The sequence below is a fragment of the Aeromicrobium camelliae genome, assembly GCF_003850045.1.
Classification (GTDB): domain Bacteria; phylum Actinomycetota; class Actinomycetes; order Propionibacteriales; family Nocardioidaceae; genus Aeromicrobium; species Aeromicrobium camelliae.
On record NZ_RQJX01000004.1, the window covers coordinates 197,223 to 217,756 of the forward strand.

The following is a 20,534-nucleotide window of genomic DNA, read 5'->3' on the forward strand; positions in this document are numbered from 1 at the left end:
GGCAGCCGCCTCGGTCGGCCGAGCCATCCGGCGCGGCTCCCCCACTATGGGCCTCACCAGGCTGTCACCAGTTCGCACTGCAGGACCTACGCAATCAATACCGACCTGAGATGGGCCGTTGGCGGATGATCTCCCTACTCCGTTCCTCTTCTCGCTCGCGCTCGACGCCGGCCTGACGCGTAGCCTCAGCCGCACGCGAGAGCGCCTTCTGCTGCTCACCCAATGCCCACTGCCGATGGAGAACCGAGGCACGACTGCGCGCCCAACTGACGAAAGTGCGGTTGGCCTTGGCTTCCAAGGCGATCACCGAATTGGTCTGCTCGAGGCGGACCCACAGGATGTCAGCAGGCAGATTCCAAGCGAGCAACTCTTGGGTGACTGCCAGCACGAATCGCTCTGCCCGCTCAACAAGACCGCCTTCTAACAACCGGCGGATCTCGAGAATGAACTCATCGTCCCACGGATCCAGGTCGTTGGGAGAAGCACGCAGCCGCGCCAGATGCCACTGGGCCAACGCGGCAACCGCACTCTCCTCGCGTGCCCTCTCGGCCTCGCGCTGTGCTTGACGCGCCAATCGCTCCGCTGACTCGGCGAGCCGAGCCTCTGAACGCGCTCGTTGCGCTGCCGACTTCGTCAGGCCAGTCGGAAGGTTCGGGGATGGCGAAGAAGATCGAGGCCAGACGCCCCGCGCCGCCCGCAGTGCAGCAACCTTCTCCCGCTCCTCCGGGGTCAAAGGTGGCTTACTCACCCGCCTGTTCCGTCGCATACCGTGATGATCTCAGCCTTGACGCATAGTCGCCTAGGAACCTGGGACACCGACGCCACGCCAGCCCGGTCGGCGACAGTGGATCGATCAGCACCTGGCCGTTTGTTTCGACGGCGGATCCGGACTTGCCGACAGCGAACTCCAGGTCCAACCCTTCTTGGCGAAGGCAAACGTCCACCAATATAGCAGTGCGCGCGTCCCGCGAGGCAAGTCAGACCAGATGAGGCACATCGCGGAACTGTTGGAGACGAAGCGTCCCGGTTTCCTCGGTGTTATGCGGCGTAGGCCTAGGCCCTCTATCCCCACATCTCGTCACTTGAAGACGGGGATCGTCACCCGAGCCGCTCCACCGCCGCGGTCAAGTCCCCGGTAGTGGTGTAGCCGCCTTGTGATCCTTCGGTGCTGGGTCAGGCGCTGAGTTCGAGGGTGCTGTCGGTCGGTGTCGGGAAGTAGGCGCAGGCGGGACTTGGCGAGGATGTCGAGGCCGAGGTAGCGGCGGCCTTCGGCCCATTCGTCGGTCTGCTCGGCGAGGACGGCGCCGACGAGGCGGACGATGGCGTCGCGGTTGGGGAAGATGCCGACGCTGTCGGTGCGGCGGCGGATCTCGCGGTTGAGTCGCTCGTTGGGGTTGTTGGACCAGATCTGCGACCAGAGGCCTTCGGGGAACTCGGTGAACGCGAGGATGTCCGCCCGCGCGGTGTCGAGGTGCTCGAACGCGTCGGGGAGCTTGTCTTCGACGTAGTCGAGGAGCCGGTCGAACTGGGCGTTGACGGCGTCCTTGTCGGGCTGGTCGTAGACGGAGTGCAGCATCGCCTTGACCGCGGGCCAGAGGGACTTCGGGGTGACGGACATCAGGTTCGCCGCGTAGTGGGTGCGGCAGCGCTGCCAGGCCGCTCCGGGCAGGTTCGCCGCGATCGCCTCGACCAGACCCTGGTGGGCGTCGGAGGTGACGAGGCGGACGCCGGTGAGGCCGCGGGCGACGAGGTCGGCGAAGAACTGGTTCCAGGCCGAGGCGGTCTCGCTGGTCGCGACGCGCATGCCCAGGACCTCCCGGCGCCCGTCCGCGTTGACACCCGTGGCGACGAGGACGACGGCGTTGATCACGCGGCCGCCTTCGCGGACCTTCATCGTCAGGGCGTCGGCGGCGACGAACGTGAACGGCCCGGCATCCCCGAGCGGACGGTGGCGGAACTGGTCGACGTGCTCGTCGAGATCCGCGGCCATGCGGGACACCTGCGATTTGGACAGCGAGTCGATGCCGAGCGTCTTGACCAGCTTGTCCATCCGGCGGGTGGAGACGCCGGCGAGGTAACAGTCGGCGACGACGGTGATCAGCGCGGCCTCGGCGCGCTTGCGGCGCTCGAGCAGCCATTCCGGGAAGTAGGTGCCCTTCCTGAGCTTGGGGACGGCGACGTCGATCGTGCCGACACGGGTGTCCAGCTCGCGGTGCCGGTAGCCGTTGCGCTGCGTCACCCGGTCGGGGCTGGGCTTGCCCCATTCGGCGCCGCAGACGGCGTCTGCGTCCGCGGACAGCAGCGCGTTGATCATCGTCTGCAGCAGCTGCCGCATCAGATCCGGCGACGCCTCAGCGAGGGCTTCACCGAGCAGGCCAGCAGGGTCGACAATGTGAGGAGCGGTCATCGTGATGACTCCATTCGAGAGGGTTGTAGGAGATTCCTCGAAGGATCACACGGTGACCGCGCCCACGTTCACGACGAGGCCGACCACCGAGCAGTTACACCACTATGCGGGACGCCACTGAAGGCAGGTCGAGCTTCGCCTCTCTCAGACGCCAGGGCGCAAGTCCAGCAGGAGCCGGAGTTATACGTGCGGCGGGGTAGCGTGGATGCCGCTCGCTCCTGACCGGGCTCACAACGGCAGCCCGCCAGCCCGGCGCCTCGGGGCTGCGACTGTCCGCCGCGTGCTCTTCCTTTCCGAGCGGTTGTCGGCCGTCGCCGCCTCCGGACACCACACAGCGACAAGTAGCAGCAGGCCACCGCGCTCCACTCGCCCGCACGCCGCTGCGGGAAGCCCCCACGCCGAGTGGCACACTTGCGACGGTTGTTGTGTCGCCGACACTCAACTGTAGAGCTGGAATCCCGCTGGCCCACGGAAGGAGGATCTAGTGCACCTCGACGACCCTGACCACCCACTGCGGCGATCCTCGACCGCTCCGTGCGGCTGCGATTGGGACGGGTGGCACTGCCCACACTGCGCGAGCATGACATCTACCTCGGGCGACGCCTGGGAGCCGGCTCACACCGTCCCCTGCCACCGCAAGGCCGAAACCCTACCTGCACGGGCAAGGTGAGTCCCCCGGAAGGTCCTTCAGTCGTGGTTTCCACCAAGACTGACGGTCGTCTCCCGCATGTAACCCGTGGCCGAATCAGCCACGGATTGGACTTCGCCAGCCTCCAACAATCCGTGCAGCAGTCCCGGTCGAGGTCAACCCGCAGGTGCACTAGGTCCAGTCGCGAGACCGGCCAGGAGCCGGCGCAAACTCTCCAAGCCGCAGATCTCTGACATGGCAGACGGGTCGTCTGCTCGATCGCGCAGGCCACTGAACCTGTCACACGGAGTCATTGGCGGGCGGTGGCCATGGATCGACTCCCTGGGTCCGTCAGCTTGGTTCATGAGAACGGGTGCCCCTAGCGTTTCCGCATGCCACGAACACCCGAGAGCACAAAGCACCCTCAAGGTGGGCGCCCCTCAAAGGGGGAAAGGCACACATTCGCTGTCCGCCTGCCACGCCTCCTCGCCGAAGAAATCAAAGCCAGCGCCAAGCTGGCGAGCCTCACGCACTCGGACTACATCGGGGACATCCTGGCCGAGCACCATGGATTCGACGCTGTAAGCGCATCTTCGACTGCACCCTCCACTTCTTCTGCAGAGGAGATCGCTTTTGACAGCACGCTGGAGATAGTCATCCGAGTCAACGGGCGACTCTAGACCGGCGAGCGAGTCGCTCTAAGCACTACGGACGATTCATAGCCCAGCTCACTCATGTTGCAGGTAGCCTTGCGAACTAACAAGGGGACCTGCAAATCGATTCAAGGGCGGTAACAGTGGCGAGTTCAGATCTGATCAGCGTCGCAGAGGCCGCCCAACTCCTCGGCGTGAGTACGGCTCGTATCCGCGAACGAATCTCCGACGGCTCCATCCCCGCCGAAAAAGTAGGTAGCCAGTGGGTGATCCTGCGAGACGATGCGCTCCGCGTCCAGCGCCATAACAGACGGTCCCGGCCGTACTCGTCGCGCTCAGTCTGGGCCACGCTCATGGCCGCCCATTACCCCGACCACCGTGAGTTCACGGCGCCCGAGCGGTCTCGAGCGCGAGCGCGCCTGCGTCACTTCGTCGACGAAGCCACATCGAAGCTGGAATTCCCCGGATCCCCCATCGACGCCGACGCGTTCGCCGAGTGGGCGGCCACGACGCTGCGACACCTCCTCGGAGCACGAGCACCCCGGGCAACCTTTAGAGCCTCACCACTCGACCTGGACGATCTACGACGCGACGCCCGTGTCCACCGGGCAGGGTTGTCAGCGCCCGAGGCAGGGATCTCGGCTGCAGACGTACTGGAGGGTTACGTCGCCGCTGGCGATATCGACGCCCTGACTGCGGACTTTCTCTTGTCCCCCGCTGGACCAACGCGCGCGAACGTGTTCCTCCACCGCGTCAGCGACGATGCGCCGGGCCAGTGGCCGACCATCGTCGGATTCGGCCTTGCGCTGATGGCTGACCTTGCCGAGCACGATGGCCCTCGCGAACGCCGGGCTGCGGCCGATCTCCTCGTCCAGTGGCTCGGCGCTGTCACAGCGCAACCCGGATCGCGGGAGACCGACTAGCCCTATCTGCGATGAGCTCAGCCTGAACTCCTCGCCGACGAAGCACACGAAGCGCAAGACGACGCTGCCCCGCGACGCTTGGGCGTTCGCCTCCCCACTCGCAAGAAAATTTCCGAGACCGTGGGGAGAGTTCTACCCACCACCGCACACCTGATGGATCCAACGCCCCTCCGACAGAGAAGGATCCGCCATGAATCACTCGCTCCACTTCAACCCCACCACTCCGTGCGACTGCGCGGCTTGCACCCGCCCGACGCTGTTCGCCCCCTACGAGTGCGAAACCACCGCCACCTGGCACGAAACGGTAGCCAGGCTCGACGACATCCTTTGCGGCATCATCCGCACGACCGGACCGCTGGTCCTCACTCGGAGCATCGGTTGGCCCAGCCACCGCGTCTGGATCATCTCGGCACCGTCCGACTTCGACATCTGGAGCCTGTTCAGCGAAGTTGACGTCGATCAGGTGCTGGCGAACCCGCGCCTGGTCTCGCTCGTCATCAACGGCGACGGCACCGGGAACATCACGATCGGCGCGAACACCTTCACCTCTCACCCGGTGCGGCGTGACATCGCAGCCCTCGCCGAGACGATGCGCCCCGCGAGCGAGGGCCTGACTGCTTGGCGCGAACCCGCCTGGGTGCTCGACTGCGATCCGCCGACCATCGACCGGCTCCACGCCGTCGCAGCAAGGCACGTGCGAGTCGGCGATCGCCTCGAGTGGCGGGACCTCGCCACCCATCGTTGATGTCGTGGAACCCGGTGTGCCGGCGCGCTCCGGCACACCGGGTCCGCCCGCCACCAGCGCACCGCCGAGTGGGAGTGCGAGGTTCTCACTCGCTACCGAGCAGGTGATCCCGCACTGACGTGCGGCGAGCGCTCGACGCAGACGCAGCCTTCGTAAGATCGACCCGTGACTGACGACCTCTCCTTGTTCGGTGACGACCCTCCGCCCCCCACCGTTGAGTCACCGCCGCCACCGGCCCCGATCGCCGACTGGCAGGTAGACCTGCTGCGCAAGGCACTCGACGCACGAGGCCTCACGACGATGGACGAGCGCCAACAGGCGATCCAGGCGGCTGCAGGCCGCCCGGTCACGTCGCTGCGCGCACTCAGCCACGACGAGGCGATGACCGTACTGACGCGCCTCGGCCAGACCCGCACACCGAATCGAAGTGCGACCTCGCAGTGGGACGACCGCGACGAAGACACGTGGATCGACCGGCTCTAGACCAACCCCGGCTGGGCGGAGAGCAGGTGCGTTCAGGCCGGACTGCGCGTGAACCGACAGGCCGGGAACCTGCTACAGCCGAGGAACTCCCGTGCATCGGAGCGTCGCTTTCGAACCACGAGGACCCCCGCGCCGCAGTCCGGGCACGGCTCCGAGAGGTCGACCGTGCTCAGCGGGGACAACTCGAGTCGCTGGTCCTTCAGCAACTCCGTGACGAACGCCGACTCGCGTCCCTGCACCCCGATCAACGTGACGTGACGGCGTGCGCGCGTCAGCGCGACGTAGAAGAGCCGACGCTCCTCGGCGTGGGGGAACGGGTCCGCTTCTGACATGGCGAGCGCGAGAACTGGGTCGTCGACCACCTCGCTGGGGAACCCGTAGGTGCCGGACCCGACGTTGGGGAGGACGACGAAGTCGGCCTCGAGTCCCTTCGACGAGTGCACGGTGCGGAAGCGCACCCGCAGCTCGGGTGGGGTGGACCGCGGCACCGCGTCCCGGTCGAACCGGTAGCGCCCCAGCACGTCGACCTCGACCACACCCGACCGCCCTGGTCGGATCTCGCCGGAACGGACTCGCGCCGCCAGGTCGACCAGCACCCGTTCGACCGCGGAGGGAACCTCGTGCGGCTGCCCGACGCGCACGAGCGAGACGGGTGGACCGTACTCGGCGTGAATCGAGGTGACGTCCTTGCAGAACTGTCGGGGGTTCTTAGCGACGAACTCCCCAGCGGTGTCGCAGATGGACTGGGGCGAGCGGAACGTCTTCTGCAACCGCAGCGTCGGCCCCTCGCCGAACCACTCGCTGAACGACGTCATGACCGACAGATCTGCGCCGGCGAATCGGTTGATCGACTGCCAGTCATCGCCGACCGCCAGCAGGTAGCGATGCGGCTTCGCCACCAGGGCACGGGCGAGCCGGGCGCGTGCCTGGCTGGCGTCCTGGAACTCGTCGACGAGGACCAGATCGAAGCCCATGTCGACGTCGCCGGCCTCGAGATGCTCAGCAGCGCGCACCAACATGTCCTCGAAGTCGATCGCGTCGTCCTCGTCGAGTCGGCGCTGCCACTCGTCGTGGATGGTCCAGTACAGGTCGACGAAGACGCGCGCCCGGTAGCGCGGAATACCTGCTGGTGACGCATCGAGACGCCGACCGAGATCTTCGCGAGTCAGTGAGTTCGACTTCACGTGCGCCATGAAGGATCGCATCAGGCGCGCCAGGTCTTCGTGCTTAACGGGGGTCGCGCCACGGATGGGGCGGTCGGGGTTCCAGTCGAGCGTGATTCCTCGTGCCCGCAGGTCCGCTGCCAGTGGCTGGAATCCGCTCTGATCGATGATGGAGGCCCACGTCGTCTCGATCAGCGCGGTTCCGTAGCGGTCGTGGAGGCTCTTCTTCCAGTTCATCCCGGCGGCGTACCCGTCGAAGTCAGCCGGCGGCTCGCCGTTGCGGTCCAGCGCCCAGTGCTCGTGCCACACGTCGACGTCGGGGTAGTAGAAGTCCGGCCGGTACTGCGAGTGCTCGGTGTCGGCGACGTCGTGGACGTACGGCCGCTCGTACTCGTAGGTCACGCCGTTCAGGAACAGGAAGTCGGCGATCATCCGTTCGCCCTGGCTCTTCACGGTCTCCCCGTTGAAGGTGCGGAACCCGGTCGCGCGGGTGACGTAGTCGTAGGCGTCCGGCTCACCGCCCGCGGGGTCGTCCGCCATCCGCGCGAACAACAGCCGGTACATGTCCCACTTGAAGCGGAAGTCGGGAGAGCGGTCGCGCAGCTCGTCGACGATCCGGCTGACCATCGCGACGTCCTGCCCGCCGTCGAGCCAGGGCGCGAGCCGCGGCTTGCGGCCGGTGGCCTTCCCGATCACGTTCAGGCCGAAGGCGTGGAACGTCGAGGCACCCAGTCCGGACGGGTCGATCCCCGCTGCGTCGAGGCGTTCGTCGACGCGTCGTTGGAGTTCCGCTGCGGCGTCCTTGTTGAAGGCGAGCAGGAGGATCCTGTCGGCAGGCACGATCTCGCGCCGGATCGCGTACGCCGCCCGCGCCACCATCACCGACGTCTTTCCCGACCCGGCGGCTGCGATGACCTGAACCCGGTTGTCGAACGTCGCAACGGCGCTCGCCTGCTCGTCCGTCAGCGGCTTCGTCTCGATCGTGTCGAAAAAAGCGCGCTGGCGCTCGAGCTCGTCGCTCAAGATCCGTTCATTGGTGGAGCCGATGACGTCACGCAGGTCGTGGTCGACGAAGGTAATCAGGTCGCGGGCCTCCGCGCCGGCTTCTTTCCGCTCCGTCAGTTTCAATGCCGCCGATGACGGAGCGGGCCGTCGCGCCTCCCAGTCGAGTCGCACGTCGCGGGTTACCCAGCGGCCGTCTGCGACGGCGGTCGCCAGACCCTGCTCGACCGTCTCCCTCCACGCGCGCAGCTCGCGCAGCGACGGTTCCGCGTCGTCCACCAAGGCGGCGAGCCGTGCCGCGCGCGTTCGCGCGATCGCGACGACGACCGCCGCCATCGCGAGCGCGCCGAACACGGCGAGCACTACCGGTTCCATCGCGATCCCCGTCCGGCGTTGCCGCGTCCGCTCGACCCTCAGAGCGCGTCGTAGTCGACCGCCAAGTCGCTGCGGTACAGAACCTCCGGCGCGTCGGTGCTCGCGAGGATCCCCGCTCGGACTCGGTCCACCTGGAGGTCGAGGACGCGCATCTTCCCGTCGATCTCGGCGAGCGCTTCGATCCGGTGGAACTCCGAGCCGTAGTCGTTCGCGAACCGCACGAGCGCCTGCAGCTTCAGCAGCGAGTCCTGCAGGTGGTGTCCGTGCGGGTCGACGATCGACGGGCGGATGGCGCCGTCGATCTCGTTGAAGAAGATGAAGTCGGGGTGCATCGAGCGCCAGTTGCCGACGTCGTCGCGGTAGCTGACTCCGAGCGAGTCGACGGCCGCGCGGGCGGGGTTGCGATACCACGCCCGGCACGAGGACCGCGCGAGCTCCGCCTGGACGACGTCGAACTCCCACCCGTTGAGCGAGCTGAGCGGGAACTCCCCGTTCTCGTCGGACATCAGGTGGCGGTCGGCGAGGGGGGCGACGGCGATCTGGCCGTCCTCGTCGACGACGGCGTAGTCCTCCATTCGGGTCCGCGGACGCTTGAGTTCCCCGCGCTTCGGCTCGGTCGCCTCGGCGCGGATGTCCTCGAACGCCTGCTGCCGTTCGTCCGACAGCTCCTTGATCTGGACGCGGTGCTCGGCGAACCACTTCTCCGCCAGTTCGTCGGCCTCGCGGTCGACCTTCTCGCGGACGGCCTTCACGATCGCGAGGGCCGACGCCTTGACGTACGCCTCGCGCAGTCCGTCGTCCTCGCCGTCGTCGTCGCCGGCGAGGTGGTCGACGTACGCCTGGGCGACGTCCGCGCCGAACGCCTTCTTCGCGTCGTCGAACGCGACGCGGATCGCGCGGTCGTCGGCGCGCTCGACGAACTCGGTGTAGGTCAGCTTCCCGGTCTTGCGGCGCCCGGAGATCGTGACGCCGCGCACGGCCCACACCTCCTCGATCGCGGACTCGAGCTCGGACCGGTGGCGCACCGCGAGGGAGTCGAGGACGGTCGCCATGATGGCCTCGACCTCGGCGAGGGCGCCGGGCCGGACGCCGTCCGCCGACAACGCCTGAGCGAGCGCGACGAGCCGCTTCACGGGCCGCGACCCGCGCTGCGGCATGGTCTCGGTCGGCATCGCGTCCCACGCCGGCCACACGAAGTCCGGAACGAACGGGTTCTTTTGCAGTTCGCGGCCGTCGATGAGGACCTTCCGGCCCTTCCCGCCGGGCAGCTCGCCGATGCTCCCCGACAGGAACTTCGCGACGTTGCCGGCCGTGGTCTTGTCGAAGAACGGCAGGATGCAGTCGACCGAGTTCAGGCGCTCGTCGCCCGGGACCGGGCGCGCGAGCGGGTTGCGGACCATCCGGCCGAGCAGCTGGGTGATGTGGTCCTGGTCCTTCGCCGGCCGGAAGGACACCATCACCTCGGCTCGGGGGCAGTCCCAGCCCGTCGAGATCGCGTCCTTCGCGACGAGCACCCTGACGTTCGTCTTCGACTCGACGCGCTGGGGCTCGATCCAGTCGACCTCCCACGAGCCGAACTTCTGGACCGTGTGGTCGCCGAACACGTGTCGGACGGAGTCCCCGGACAGTTCCGGCATGACCCGCAGGATCTCGTCGAGGGCCAGGCCGATCTGGTCGTGGTCGGGCGTGTTCGGCACCTGGAGCACGAGCAGCGGCTTGACGACGTCGGCGGACCCTTCCGACTTCGCGTACCGCTCCCACCGCGCGCTCGAGTCGGCGAGGAGCTTCGCGGCCCGACGGACGAGGACCGTGTCGAAGTTCCCCGCTTCGTCTGGGATGTCGAGGTTGACGACGTCCTTGACGAGACCCGAGTCCTGCACACGGATCGGGTCGACCTGGACGGCCGGGAACGCGCGGCGCGACTGATCCGCATCGGCCGCCTTCATCGCGTCCGTGAACGCGGACAGCGTGGCCGAGATCCCCCACACGATCGGCACCGCCGACTGGCTATTCGTGCCGTTGATCAGCTGCCGCACGAGCGTCGGCTTCTCCGCGCTCGTCCGCTTGTTCTTGAACCCGCGGTGCGCCTCGTCGAGGATCAGGTACACCGTCAAGTCTGGGTCGTCGATCGTGTTGCCGATGATCTCCCAGATCGTCGACGCCTGCTGGTCAGGCGCAGCCGTCCCCGGGAGCGTCTCAAACGCACCGTCGTCGTCGAGGGTCGCGGTGCGCGTCAGCCGGGAGTTCTTCGCAAGCTTGTCGGTGTTGAGGAAGTAGACCTTCCTCGGCTCCAGCTTCGACCGCGGGAACGGGAACTGGACCGTGACCAGCTGGTCGTACGTGAACTTCTCGCTCGCCTGACGCAGGCGGTCCTTCGTCTGCTCGTTCAGACTCGGGTCATCGGAGAACCAGATCACGACCGCACCCGGGTCGGGGTCGGTTCCGAACTTGTCGCTGCCCCAGAACAGTGACTCGATGACCGCCGCCGCCATGACCGTCTTGCCGGCACCGGTCGTCGCCGACAGCGCCACTGACGAGTTCGTGCCCTCGGAGCGGTACGCCGCGCGAGCGCGCTCAAGCGTCCTGAGGACGTCGTCGACAGCCTCGGATTGGTACGACTTTAGGGTGAACTTCATCGGGTGCCTCGACCTGCCTCGATCTCGAAGTTCCGCAGGTACGACTCGTACAGCCGGACCGGCTCGACGTGGTCGGGGAGGGCCGCGACCATCGACTCGAACAGTCGGTCCTCATCGGTCACGATGAACGCCATCGCAACGTCGTCGTTCTCGGCGATCCCCTTCAGGAACGGCTCCGCTTGGTCGAGGTCGGAGATTACGCCGTACACGTCCGCGACGTCCCAGCCCTTGGAGATATCGTCGATCCGCCGTCCCCTAGAGCCTGCACGCAGCCACAGCAGCGCTGCGATCTTCTCGAACTCGCGGTTGGACGCGACGCGAAGCGGTGCTTCATACGTCAGCGTGAAGAACTCGACGTTCTCCATGAATCCTTCGGCCAGCGGGAACTCATCTGTGAATCGGTAGTCTCCCTTGAGGGGTTTCCCATCAGGGTCCTTGCCCTCGACAGCGGCTCGAATCCGGGGCTTGGTGATGTAGTCGCAGATTCCCCATTGTTCCCATTCGGGGTCGCCCGGTCGCAACCCCTGCTTGATCAGGGTCTTCTGCTCTGCGTTCGCGACCTCGTTGTTAGTCACCGTGATCGACCGCCGTAGGCCTCCGTCCTGCTTGTTCAGTCGCATGACGGCATGAGCCGTTGTGCCCGAGCCCGCAAAGAAGTCCAGGACAAGCGCGTCCGGTTTTGGAGAGATGAAGAATCGCAGGCTGTCTTCGACGGAGTACAACGACTTCGGGAATGGAAAACGTCGACCGCCGAGCAGTGACTTGACCATGCGCGACCCATGGGTCCCCGCATCATGGGACGTGCGATTCCAGACAGTCTTTGCATACAGAGTGCGCGCAACCTGATCTGAATAGCTCAGAATATGCCAGCCTTGCTCCGATCGTCCTTCTGAAACGAGTTCACCGGAGGCGACTCGTTCCATTTCCGCATTGCGCAGGTACTGAACAATGAAGGTGTTCGTCTTCGCATCTCGGGACGTCCTGACATAGCCCTGACCCAGTCGCTCATGGAAGGAAGCTCGGTTAAGCTCCCAGCGACCGTCACGTCCGTCGGGCATCGTCGGCCAGATTGCAATACACCCCTGAGGGACAGCGGCGTATTCCGACCGGTCGAGAGGCAGGGGCAGGGGCTCCCCAGCTCCCAACACCGCCCCGTCTGCGGCGCGGACAAAGACTGGGTAAAACTTGCTCGGGGAGTCGGTTCGGAGAGGGCCTGCGCCACGCCGCCTGAGCGAATTCCAGATCGCCGAACGGTTCTTCTCGGGCGGTCGATAATCGGTCAGGAGCATGTCATTGTCGGTCTTGATCGGCACGGCGCCACCAATCATTACGAAGAAGACAAACTCGTTGACACGGGTAAATTCCGACGTGCGGGATGCCCCGCCCGGGCTGATGACGTCGGAAATCATTTGTATGTTCGCGTCAGGGAAAATCTGTTCGAGGAGCAGTCCCAGCCGGAGGTACTCCTTTTCGTCTATGGTCACGATGAGGACTGAGTCGTCGGGATTCAGAAGGTCCTTTGCAAGGAGGAGTCGACGCTCCATAAAGGCGAGCCACTTGGAGTGACGGTATAGGTCGTCGCTCTCCACGTAGTCGTTGTTGTACTTCCAGTCCTTCGCGCCGGTGTTGTAGGGCGGGTCGATGTAAATGCAGTCGACCTTGCCGCGGTTGGTGAACAGCAGTGTCTGGAGGGCGTGGTAGTTCTCCGCGTTGATGACGGCATGGAACGGCTTGTCACCGCCGCGCTCGACCTTCCCTGTAGACACGAGGCCGGGGTAGATCGGGTCGCGGAACTCGGCCACGACGACGAGGTCGTCGACGGCTGCGGAGGTTTCATCGCCGTCGTTGTCGAGGGCGATGAGGTCGGCGTGACGAACGCCGTCCTGGGTCGAGAAGCTGATCACCCGCCACAGCCGGTCGTTGTCCTTCTTCCGCGCCTGGCCGCGCGGCGGCAGGACGCGGACCTTGTCGCCCTTGCGCACCTTCCGTCCTGGAAGCTCGACGGCCTCCGGCACGTGGCGCTCGAAGTTCAGTCCAAACGAGCGCCGGTCCGCGAGGGCGTCGTACTCCCGTTGGAGGTCGTCTGCCAGTCCTGGGTTCTCCATCCGGAGTTGGCGGAGCAGGTCGTTCAAGCGCGACAAGACGGCGGTCTTCCTTTCGGTTCACGGACGATCACAGCCTATTACCGGGTGCCGATCCTTCGCGCCGAGACCGTCGAATATAGCGAATCTGGCGAATCTGTCGGGGGACTTTGCGAGCATGTCTGGCATGCGAGGACAAGCAACATCACCGTCGCTCGACGGCATCCGTGGCACGCTGCCGCGTGCCCGCGCCAACGCCCGCTCGGTCGCGGCGCTCACGCAGAACCCGGGGTGCACCCGCCGGCGCGTCATCGACTCCGCCGGCCTCCCGGCGCACGACCTCGCCGCGAAGCTCGGGCGCCCGACGCTGCGTGGCCAGTCGCCGTTCGCGATCGAGGGCGGGAACCGCTTCGAGGACCGCCTGAAGGAGCGCAGCGGCTACGGGTTGCTGGTCGAGGCGCTCGCGCCGTACGTCGAGCTCCCGATGCCGCCCGGCCTCGTCGTCGAGGACGTCAACCAGGTGGGTGGCAAGGTCGGCAGCAAGGCATGGATGGACGCGCGCGTCGCGAAGACCGACGAAGTTCTGGCGAAGATCACGAGCGGAGACTCGACCGCCCCGCACATCGTCGACCACCCGGTGCTGCGGTTCGACCTCGCCGGCGCCGAGGTCAACCTCGAGCCCGACGCGCTGGCGTTCCGCGTGGGCGACCGACTCGAGCTGGTCGAGATCAAGTCGTATCCGATCATCGACGGGCAGGCCGATCCGGGGAAGCTGTCCGCGACGGCCGGACAGACGGCCGTCTACCACATGGCGTTGCGGTCGACGCTCGAGCGACTCGGCTTCGACCCCGACCTGCTGGTGTGGTCGGTGATCCTGGTGGCGCCGCGCAACTTCGGTCGGCAGCCGGTCGCGCACCGGGTCCCGCTGAAGAAGAAGAGCCTGTCGTTGTCGCGGGTCCTGTCCGCCGTCCCGAAGACCGCGGAGGTGCTGGCCGGCCTCCCTGCGGACCTCACCTTCGACGTCGACCCCGGCGGCACGATGGACGAGGCGACGTTGCGGGCGGCGTTGACCAAGGCCGTCCAGCAGGTCGGCGCCCTCTTCGTGCCGGACTGCGTCACCGCGTGCGACATGGCCGCGTTCTGCCGCGCAGAAGCCTGGGCCAAGGACGACCCGGCTCGGTTGGGACGGGACGCTCGCGACAACCTCGCCGGTGTCCACACGCTGGCCGACGCCCTCAGGCTCGCCGAGGACGGTCCGGCGGCAGGGGAGGACGAGCTCGCGGACGTCGCCGAGGCACTCGGTGCGGCGCGCTCCGCGATCGTGAGGGCGCGCTCGCTCGTCCCAACCGCCGACCTGACCCCGGTCCCGGCTGTGCCACCGGCGGGCGGCGCCGCATGAGCCTGATCGACCTGCTCCTGACGGCCGAAGCCGCACGCGCGCACCGGGCGGTCCGTCGCACTGCGTACCGACACGTCCACCTCGCCGACCGGCCGTTGATCGTCGTCGCGTACAACCTCTCCGGCGAGGCCGCCGCGCCGCTAGGCATCATGTACGGGACCGACCCGGCCGCGCCGAAGCTCGTCGTGGCCGCCGAACCGCGCAACCGCGAGTGCCGCTTCGACGCGATCAACAAGTTCGCTGAAGACCTCGACGCGTACGTCCGCCCGTTCCTGACGTTGAAGACCGAACCCAAGCGCGGAGGCGGGTTCCGCCAAGTCGCTTCCGGAGCGCCGCAGGTGATCGTCCCGAACCGTGCCACGCGGTCCTACCTCGGGTCGCGACTCGGTCGATCGCTGAGGTACCTCGGCCTCGCCGGCACCCACGACGTGCCGGAGGCGACCAAGTGGGCGGGCTCCCACCTGTCGTGGCTGGCCGAGCACGCCAACCTGCCGGGCCAGGCGAACTTCCTGGCGATGACCGAGACCTTGTCCGAGCACTTCGCGACCGGGCAGTCCGCGCTCGAGGACGAGAGCCTGGCGGCGCTGCTCGCGTGGATCGACGGCGTCGCGGGCGACCTGCTGGCCGAACTCGAGCGAGTCGAGCTCGAGGAGGCGTTCGGTCCGGTCCCGAACCCGAAGTGGGAGGCCAAGCTCGAACCGCACGTGAAGAGGTGGGGCGACGGACTTCGGACCGACGACGCAGCGAAGATGGCGGCGGCCGAGGCCGCGGTCAGGACGGCGGTCGACGCCGCGCTCACCGACGCGTACGCGGCGACGCACCGCGCCGTGGACATCCTCCGCGCCATCGACCCGGCGGCCACCGTCCCCGACAGGTGGGCGAACGACGTGTACGAGTGGGGGGCCCACGCGAAGCGCGCCAAGACCGGGATACCGATGTTCGCCCGTCGACACGACGCGTTGAGGGCGGCCGCGATGCTGCAGCGGTGGAGTGCGGCGGCGGACGAGCTCGAGACCGCCCGAGCGTTCGACGACCCGATGATCATGGCCCGTCTCGACGCTGAGGGCCGGTGCGTCACCGGCGCCATCACCAGCGTCGACGCGCAGAACAAGGAGGTCAAGCCGGGCAACCAGCGCGCGACCCGCGTCCCGCTTGTCGAGCTGTCCCTGACGGGGGCGACCCGCCTGCTCGCGGGCGAGGTCGTCCGCTGGGTCGGCGACAAGAAGATCCGCGGCGTCGTGCGGTCGGTCGACGACGGTTCCGCCGTCGTCGCCGTCACCGACCAGGTGAAGGCGTTCGACACCTACGCCTGGTCGCCCGGCGTCGAGGTGATGTTCGTCGGACTGGACCCGTGGGAAGGTCCGAACCCGTGGGGGCCGGACGAGATCCCGTGGACCCACAAGGAGGCGACGACCACCGAGCTCGCCGGCGAGGCCGAACCGGGCGACGGGGCGACCGACGGGTCGCCCGACATGACGCCGGCGGAGCTGGCAGAGGTCGTCGTCGTCGGGACCGTCGCGCCGGACGCAGAGCCGGGAGTCGTCGTATGAGCCATCCCACGCCGAAAGTCGACTTCCAGTGGGTGAACACCGACTACACGAACCGGGTCGTCGCCGACCTCGGCGCTCTCGACAAGGGAGGGGCCGTCCTGGTCGAGGCCCCTCCGGGGGCGGGGAAGAGTTCACTGACCGTGTCGGTGTCGAAGGCGCTCGCCGACGCCGACTCGAAACTCCGCCTCCCGATCGTGACCCAGACGAACGAGCAGGCCGACGACCTTGTCGCGTCGTTGCTGAAGCGTCACCCCGACCTCCCCGTGACTCGGCTGGTCGGCGGCGCCGGCGGTTCGAACGCGATGCGGACCCTCGCCGCGGCCAATCCGGACCTGGTGATCTCGAGCAAGCACGACGACCCGGCCGTGAAGGGGACGCAGGTCGTCGTCGCGACCGCGCGGAAGTGGGAGTTCGTCAGGTCCGGCCAGCAGCAGAGCGGACTGATCCAGGGGTACGACCTGGCGCTGATCGACGAGGCGTACCAGATGCGTTCGGACGCCCTCCTCGGTATCGCAACGATGTTCGACCGACTCATGTGCGTCGGTGACCCCGGACAACTCGACCCGTTCACCACGATCGACGACGCACTGTGGAAGGGGCTGGAGTACGCGCCGTCTCGGACAGCGATGGGCACGTTGTCGGCGTTCCACCCGGACCTGACGCCCCACCAGTTGCCGTTGTCGTGGAGGCTGCCGCCGTCCGCGGCCGGGATCGTGTCGCGGGCGTTCTACCCGTACACGGGGTTCTCGGCCGGAACCGACGCGACCCAGCGCTCGCTGGCGCTCGGTGCCGGAGGCGGCGCGCCAGAAGACGACGCGCTGGACCGGGCGGCCGCCGAAGGGTGGGCGTACGTCGAGCTCCCCGAGAAGCTCTCGGTCCGCACCGACGCAGAGGTGGCGACCCAGCTCGCTCGACTGGTGCGACGGTTGCTCGACCGCGGCGCCGACGTGGTCGACGAGTTGGACGCGACCGGTCGGAAGCTCGAGGCGAAGGACGTCGCGGTCGTGGTCGCTCACAACGACCAGGTCCACGCGGTGCGATTCGCTCTGAGCCAGCTCAGTCTCGATCCGGACTCGCTGGTTGTGTCGACCGCGAACAAGGTCCAGGGACGCGAGTACGAGGTCGTGCTCGTCTGGCACCCGCTCGCGGGTCGCCGCGACGCGACCGCGTTCCACCTGGAAGCCGGCCGCATGTGCGTCATGCTGTCGCGCCACCGTCAGGCCTGCATCGTCGTGGGCCGGGCCGGCGCCGACCGGCTCCTCGCCGAGTTCCCGGACTCCGATCCGATCTTCCTTGACGAGCCCGAGAAGTTCCCCGACGGGTGGGAGGCGAACTCACTGGTCCTCGACCACCTGGCCGGGTTCAAGGTCTGACGGCGTCGATGCGCCCTCGGATTTCTTCGGGCGGAGTGAACGCCTGAACGTGTCCACGGCAGCGAGGCCGGTCGCGGACGCGCGGAGACGTCCTACGGCCGACGCCCCGCGGGACCGCTCCCGCCCCCGAGGGCAGGAAAGGGCCAGGTCAAGATCGATCCGTTCGTTCTTCCTGTCGAACGATCGACTACTGAGATCAGCGGACCGAACGCGTCGTTGAGGATCAACAGGTCCCGTATGGACAGATGCGCTGATCCTGTCAGGATTCGATGCAACTGGACGTACGACAGACCCGGCGTCGTCGCGGCGAGATCGCGAAGCGACTGCTCGGGGTGGTCTGCGCGGATGGACGCGGCGATCCAATGCTGGAACTGCGCTGCTTGACGCATCGCGGCGACCTCGACACCCGCGTTCTCGGGTAGCGATCTCCAGTACGCCTGCCCGGAGTGACCGAAGGTGTCCGGTTCGCGGGCCCAGTCGCGAGGCCGTGGCATCGGTCGGCGTGGCACGCCTGGCACGGTAGCGGGACCGCTCGACCTTCGGCGGAAGTTCGCTGGCGTGTTTGCGTATTACGCGAAACTGGCCGGATTCCTACGCCTGTTCCTAGGCATGACGACATCACCTCGCCCCCGTCGACGGGCCCGCCGGAGCGACCGCCAAGAAACTCTGTCTGGGGTGGGGAGAACTCCGCCCGTCCGCACACCTGCCCTCCGAAGGCGCTGCCACTGACCGAACGTGGCGGCTTTGGAGAAGAGGACGCTGGATGGACGCGCACGAGGCGATCGAGGTGTACCAGCCCCGATCAATCGCCCCCGAACAGTGGGCACTGATCCGCCCGACCGTACTCGCCTGGGTGCGGCGCACCCTGCCGTGCAGTGCCTCTGCTGCCGTGCAGCGCATGCGAATCACCGGCAACTACGTGATCTGGTCACTGGGCCGAGATCTGCCGCTGGACGCCGAGGTGATCCTGACCGAGGACCGCATCGAGGGCTATTTCCAGTCCGTTGCGGTCACCGCCGCCGCGAAGGGCACCTACCGCTCCCACCTGCGCACCGTCGCACGCGCCAACACCCGACGCGCGGTGTGGACCCCGACCCCGCAGCCGATGAGGCGCACTGACCTGCGTGATCCGTACACCGGCGAAGAGATCTCGACCTTCTTCCGACTCGTCGACGTTCAGCCCACTCCGCGACGCAGGCGGGTCCTGGACGCGCTCCTCCACCTCGGGCTGGGGATGGGGTTGTCCGCCGGTGAAATGCATTCACTGCGCGTGGCTGACTTCACCCGCACCGACGACCTCGTCCTCGTGCACCTGGCCGACCGAATCGTTCCCGCTCTGCAGGGCTACGCCGACGGCGTCTGGCGCGTCGTCAACGCCACTGAAGGCGAACGGATCTTCGGCGACCACCTTGGTGCGCACCGGCGCTTCTACCGCCTCGTCGAGTCCCTAGAGATCCCCGCGTACGCTCCGTCGCTGCGAACCCAACGCCTGCGTACCACGTGGCTGGTCAGCGTCCTCGGCCTGCGCGAACTCACCCTGGCGGAGTTCCGCAAGGTTTCCGGCCTCAACTCTGGTCGCGCACTCGACGACCTCGTGCGCTACCTGCCGGTCGACAGCGAGAACTACCTGCGGCGGGCGGCCGGGCGATGACCAACCGAGCCCGCGTCCTCAAGGCCGAGAGGCGCCGCGACCTCGAACGCCGCGCACGTGACTGCCGCGTCTCCACCCTGACCGTGCGTGAGGCGACGACCCTCATCGACCGCTGGAGTTGGACTGACGACCTCATCGACAGACTGACCTCCAGCGTCGGCCGCCCCCGCTATCTGGCGTGGCGCGGGTTCTTCAGCCTGCTCGTCGTCCACGCCATGCGCACCCGCGGCACCATGGTCCTCACCGAGGTCCTCCTCACCGCCCTGGCGATGGACGACAAACAGCGACGCATCGCCGGACTCCCGCCCTTCCTCGAGTACCACCACGTTGAGGGCAACTTCACCGACTGGCGCAACGCGTTCGAAGAGACCGTCGACCGCGCCACCGGTGAGATCTTTCCCCCGCGGATCCCGTACTCGGTGGACCAGCTGATCACCGACCTGCTCAACGCCACCGCCCCGCCGTTCCTGACCCAGTACTCCAGCCTCGCGGCCGACGGCACCGCTATCGAGTCGCCGTACCGACGCCGCTCCCGCGCCAAGGACGGCCGCCCCGACGTTGCGCAGGGACAACTCCCCGTCGACGCGAGCGAATCGGCCCCTGCCGTCGCGACTCCCGGGTGGCCGCGCGTCGGCGTCGATGGCCGCGCCCAGCACACCGTCGACCCCGACGCCCGCGAGGGGTACCGCAGCCCCAAGCCTGGCCAGACCAAGGTCTACATCGGCTACGAACCCACCACGCTGTGCGACGTCCCCGGCATCGGGGCCCGCTCCCGCTACACGCTGATCCGCGCGATCGCCATGCGCCCCGCCGGAAGCGACCGCTGCGAAGCCGGTCTCGCCGCCGTCGACACCCTGCCCTCGCCCCCCGAGGAATTGATCGTCGACCGCGGCTACAGCTACACCAAGGAGTTCGGCGCCGGCCTCGTCCACCGCGGGATCGGCATGGTCGCCGACCTGCACAAGAACCAACGGACCACCCGACCGGGACCGCGCGCGGGGACCGTCTTTATCGACGGCCAACTGTTCACCGCCGCGGTCCCCAAGGACCAACGCAGTCTCGCCACGTTCCCTCAAGGCGCCACCCAGGACGAACGCCTCGCGGTCGCTGCCACCTACGACAAGCGATCCGCCTACGCCTTCAAGCCCTTCGGCCGGCCCCGGTCCAGCGGCAGCCAACGCTTCCGCGGGCCCGCCCTGGAAGGCCGAGTGCGATGCGTCAACACCCCCGCATCGATGCGAAAGCCCGAGACCGCGAAGCGTCCCACCACCAACTGCGTCCCCGGCCAACCCTGCGGATGCGGCATCACCGTCACCCTCCCCGTCCGGGACTACGCCCGCACCCACCAGACGAAGATCTACGGCACCACCGCCTGGCTCAAGTTGAACCGTCCCGGCAAGTCCGGAGGCTCTTTTCGTTGGCTCAGCCGGTCGGCGTGAGCTCGTTCCTTGCAGCGTAATGGAGT

At 67.4% G+C, this 20,534-nt stretch carries 12 protein-coding genes and 1 pseudogene; 8 read left to right on the top strand and 5 right to left on the bottom strand.

Translation table 11 applies throughout. The annotated features are described in order from the left end of the window. Positions 1-94 precede the first annotated feature (94 nt). Positions 95-514, bottom strand: coding sequence for a hypothetical protein (locus EHW97_RS05105; RefSeq protein WP_124236076.1), 420 nt, complete (start codon positions 512-514; stop codon positions 95-97). Positions 515-1,195: 681 nt separating this feature from the next. Further along, positions 1,196-2,407 (bottom strand): annotated as a pseudogene (locus EHW97_RS05110) (IS256 family transposase); the annotation flags it as partial. A 1,424-nt stretch (positions 2,408-3,831) separates the two neighbouring features. Between EHW97_RS05110 and EHW97_RS05115 the strand changes: the two are divergent. The 3 genes from EHW97_RS05115 to EHW97_RS05125 all read left to right on the top strand — a co-directional run bounded on the left by EHW97_RS05115 (position 3,832) and on the right by EHW97_RS05125 (position 5,839). After that, complete coding sequence (locus tag EHW97_RS05115; RefSeq protein WP_166367392.1) at positions 3,832-4,611, top strand: helix-turn-helix domain-containing protein; 780 nt, start codon at positions 3,832-3,834, stop codon at positions 4,609-4,611. Positions 4,612-4,801: 190 nt separating this feature from the next. After that, positions 4,802-5,356 (top strand): hypothetical protein, encoded by a 555-nt coding sequence (locus tag EHW97_RS05120; protein ID WP_124236078.1) that lies wholly within the window; start codon positions 4,802-4,804, stop codon positions 5,354-5,356. A 165-nt stretch (positions 5,357-5,521) separates the two neighbouring features. Then, on the top strand, positions 5,522-5,839 hold the full coding sequence (locus EHW97_RS05125) for a hypothetical protein (RefSeq protein WP_124236079.1): 318 nt from the start codon (positions 5,522-5,524) through the stop codon (positions 5,837-5,839). Between the two features lie 32 nt (positions 5,840-5,871). Here the strand turns inward: EHW97_RS05125 and EHW97_RS05130 are convergent, their stop codons facing one another. The 3 genes from EHW97_RS05130 to EHW97_RS05140 are packed head-to-tail and all read right to left on the bottom strand — an operon-like array spanning position 5,872 to position 13,147. After that, entirely contained in the window at positions 5,872-8,379 is a 2,508-nt protein-coding gene (locus tag EHW97_RS05130; protein ID WP_124236080.1) for a UvrD-helicase domain-containing protein, read from the bottom strand. Positions 8,380-8,417: 38 nt separating this feature from the next. Further along, positions 8,418-11,015, bottom strand: coding sequence for a DEAD/DEAH box helicase (locus tag EHW97_RS05135; protein WP_124236081.1), 2,598 nt, complete (start codon positions 11,013-11,015; stop codon positions 8,418-8,420). Continuing rightward, a complete protein-coding gene (locus EHW97_RS05140) occupies positions 11,012-13,147 on the bottom strand; it encodes a site-specific DNA-methyltransferase (RefSeq protein WP_208001897.1) in 2,136 nt (711 codons plus the stop codon). Before EHW97_RS05140 ends, EHW97_RS05135 begins: the two co-directional genes overlap by 4 nt. 136 nt (positions 13,148-13,283) lie before the next feature. Between EHW97_RS05140 and EHW97_RS05145 the strand changes: the two genes are divergently transcribed. The 5 genes from EHW97_RS05145 (at position 13,284) to EHW97_RS05165 (ending at position 20,508) form a co-directional block, all read left to right on the top strand. Further along, entirely contained in the window at positions 13,284-14,495 is a 1,212-nt protein-coding gene (locus tag EHW97_RS05145; protein WP_124236083.1) for a hypothetical protein, read from the top strand. Further along, positions 14,492-16,045, top strand: a complete 1,554-nt coding sequence (locus EHW97_RS05150) for a hypothetical protein (protein WP_124236084.1) — start codon at positions 14,492-14,494, stop codon at positions 16,043-16,045. Before EHW97_RS05145 ends, EHW97_RS05150 begins: the two co-directional genes overlap by 4 nt. Next, complete coding sequence (locus EHW97_RS05155; RefSeq protein WP_124236085.1) at positions 16,042-17,418, top strand: AAA domain-containing protein; 1,377 nt, start codon at positions 16,042-16,044, stop codon at positions 17,416-17,418. Before EHW97_RS05150 ends, EHW97_RS05155 begins: the two co-directional genes overlap by 4 nt. A gap of 763 nt (positions 17,419-18,181) precedes the next feature. Next, a complete protein-coding gene (locus EHW97_RS05160) occupies positions 18,182-19,069 on the top strand; it encodes a hypothetical protein (protein WP_124236086.1) in 888 nt (295 codons plus the stop codon). After that, complete coding sequence (locus tag EHW97_RS05165; protein ID WP_124236087.1) at positions 19,066-20,508, top strand: hypothetical protein; 1,443 nt, start codon at positions 19,066-19,068, stop codon at positions 20,506-20,508. Before EHW97_RS05160 ends, EHW97_RS05165 begins: the two co-directional genes overlap by 4 nt. The last annotated feature ends 26 nt before the right edge of the window (positions 20,509-20,534 follow it).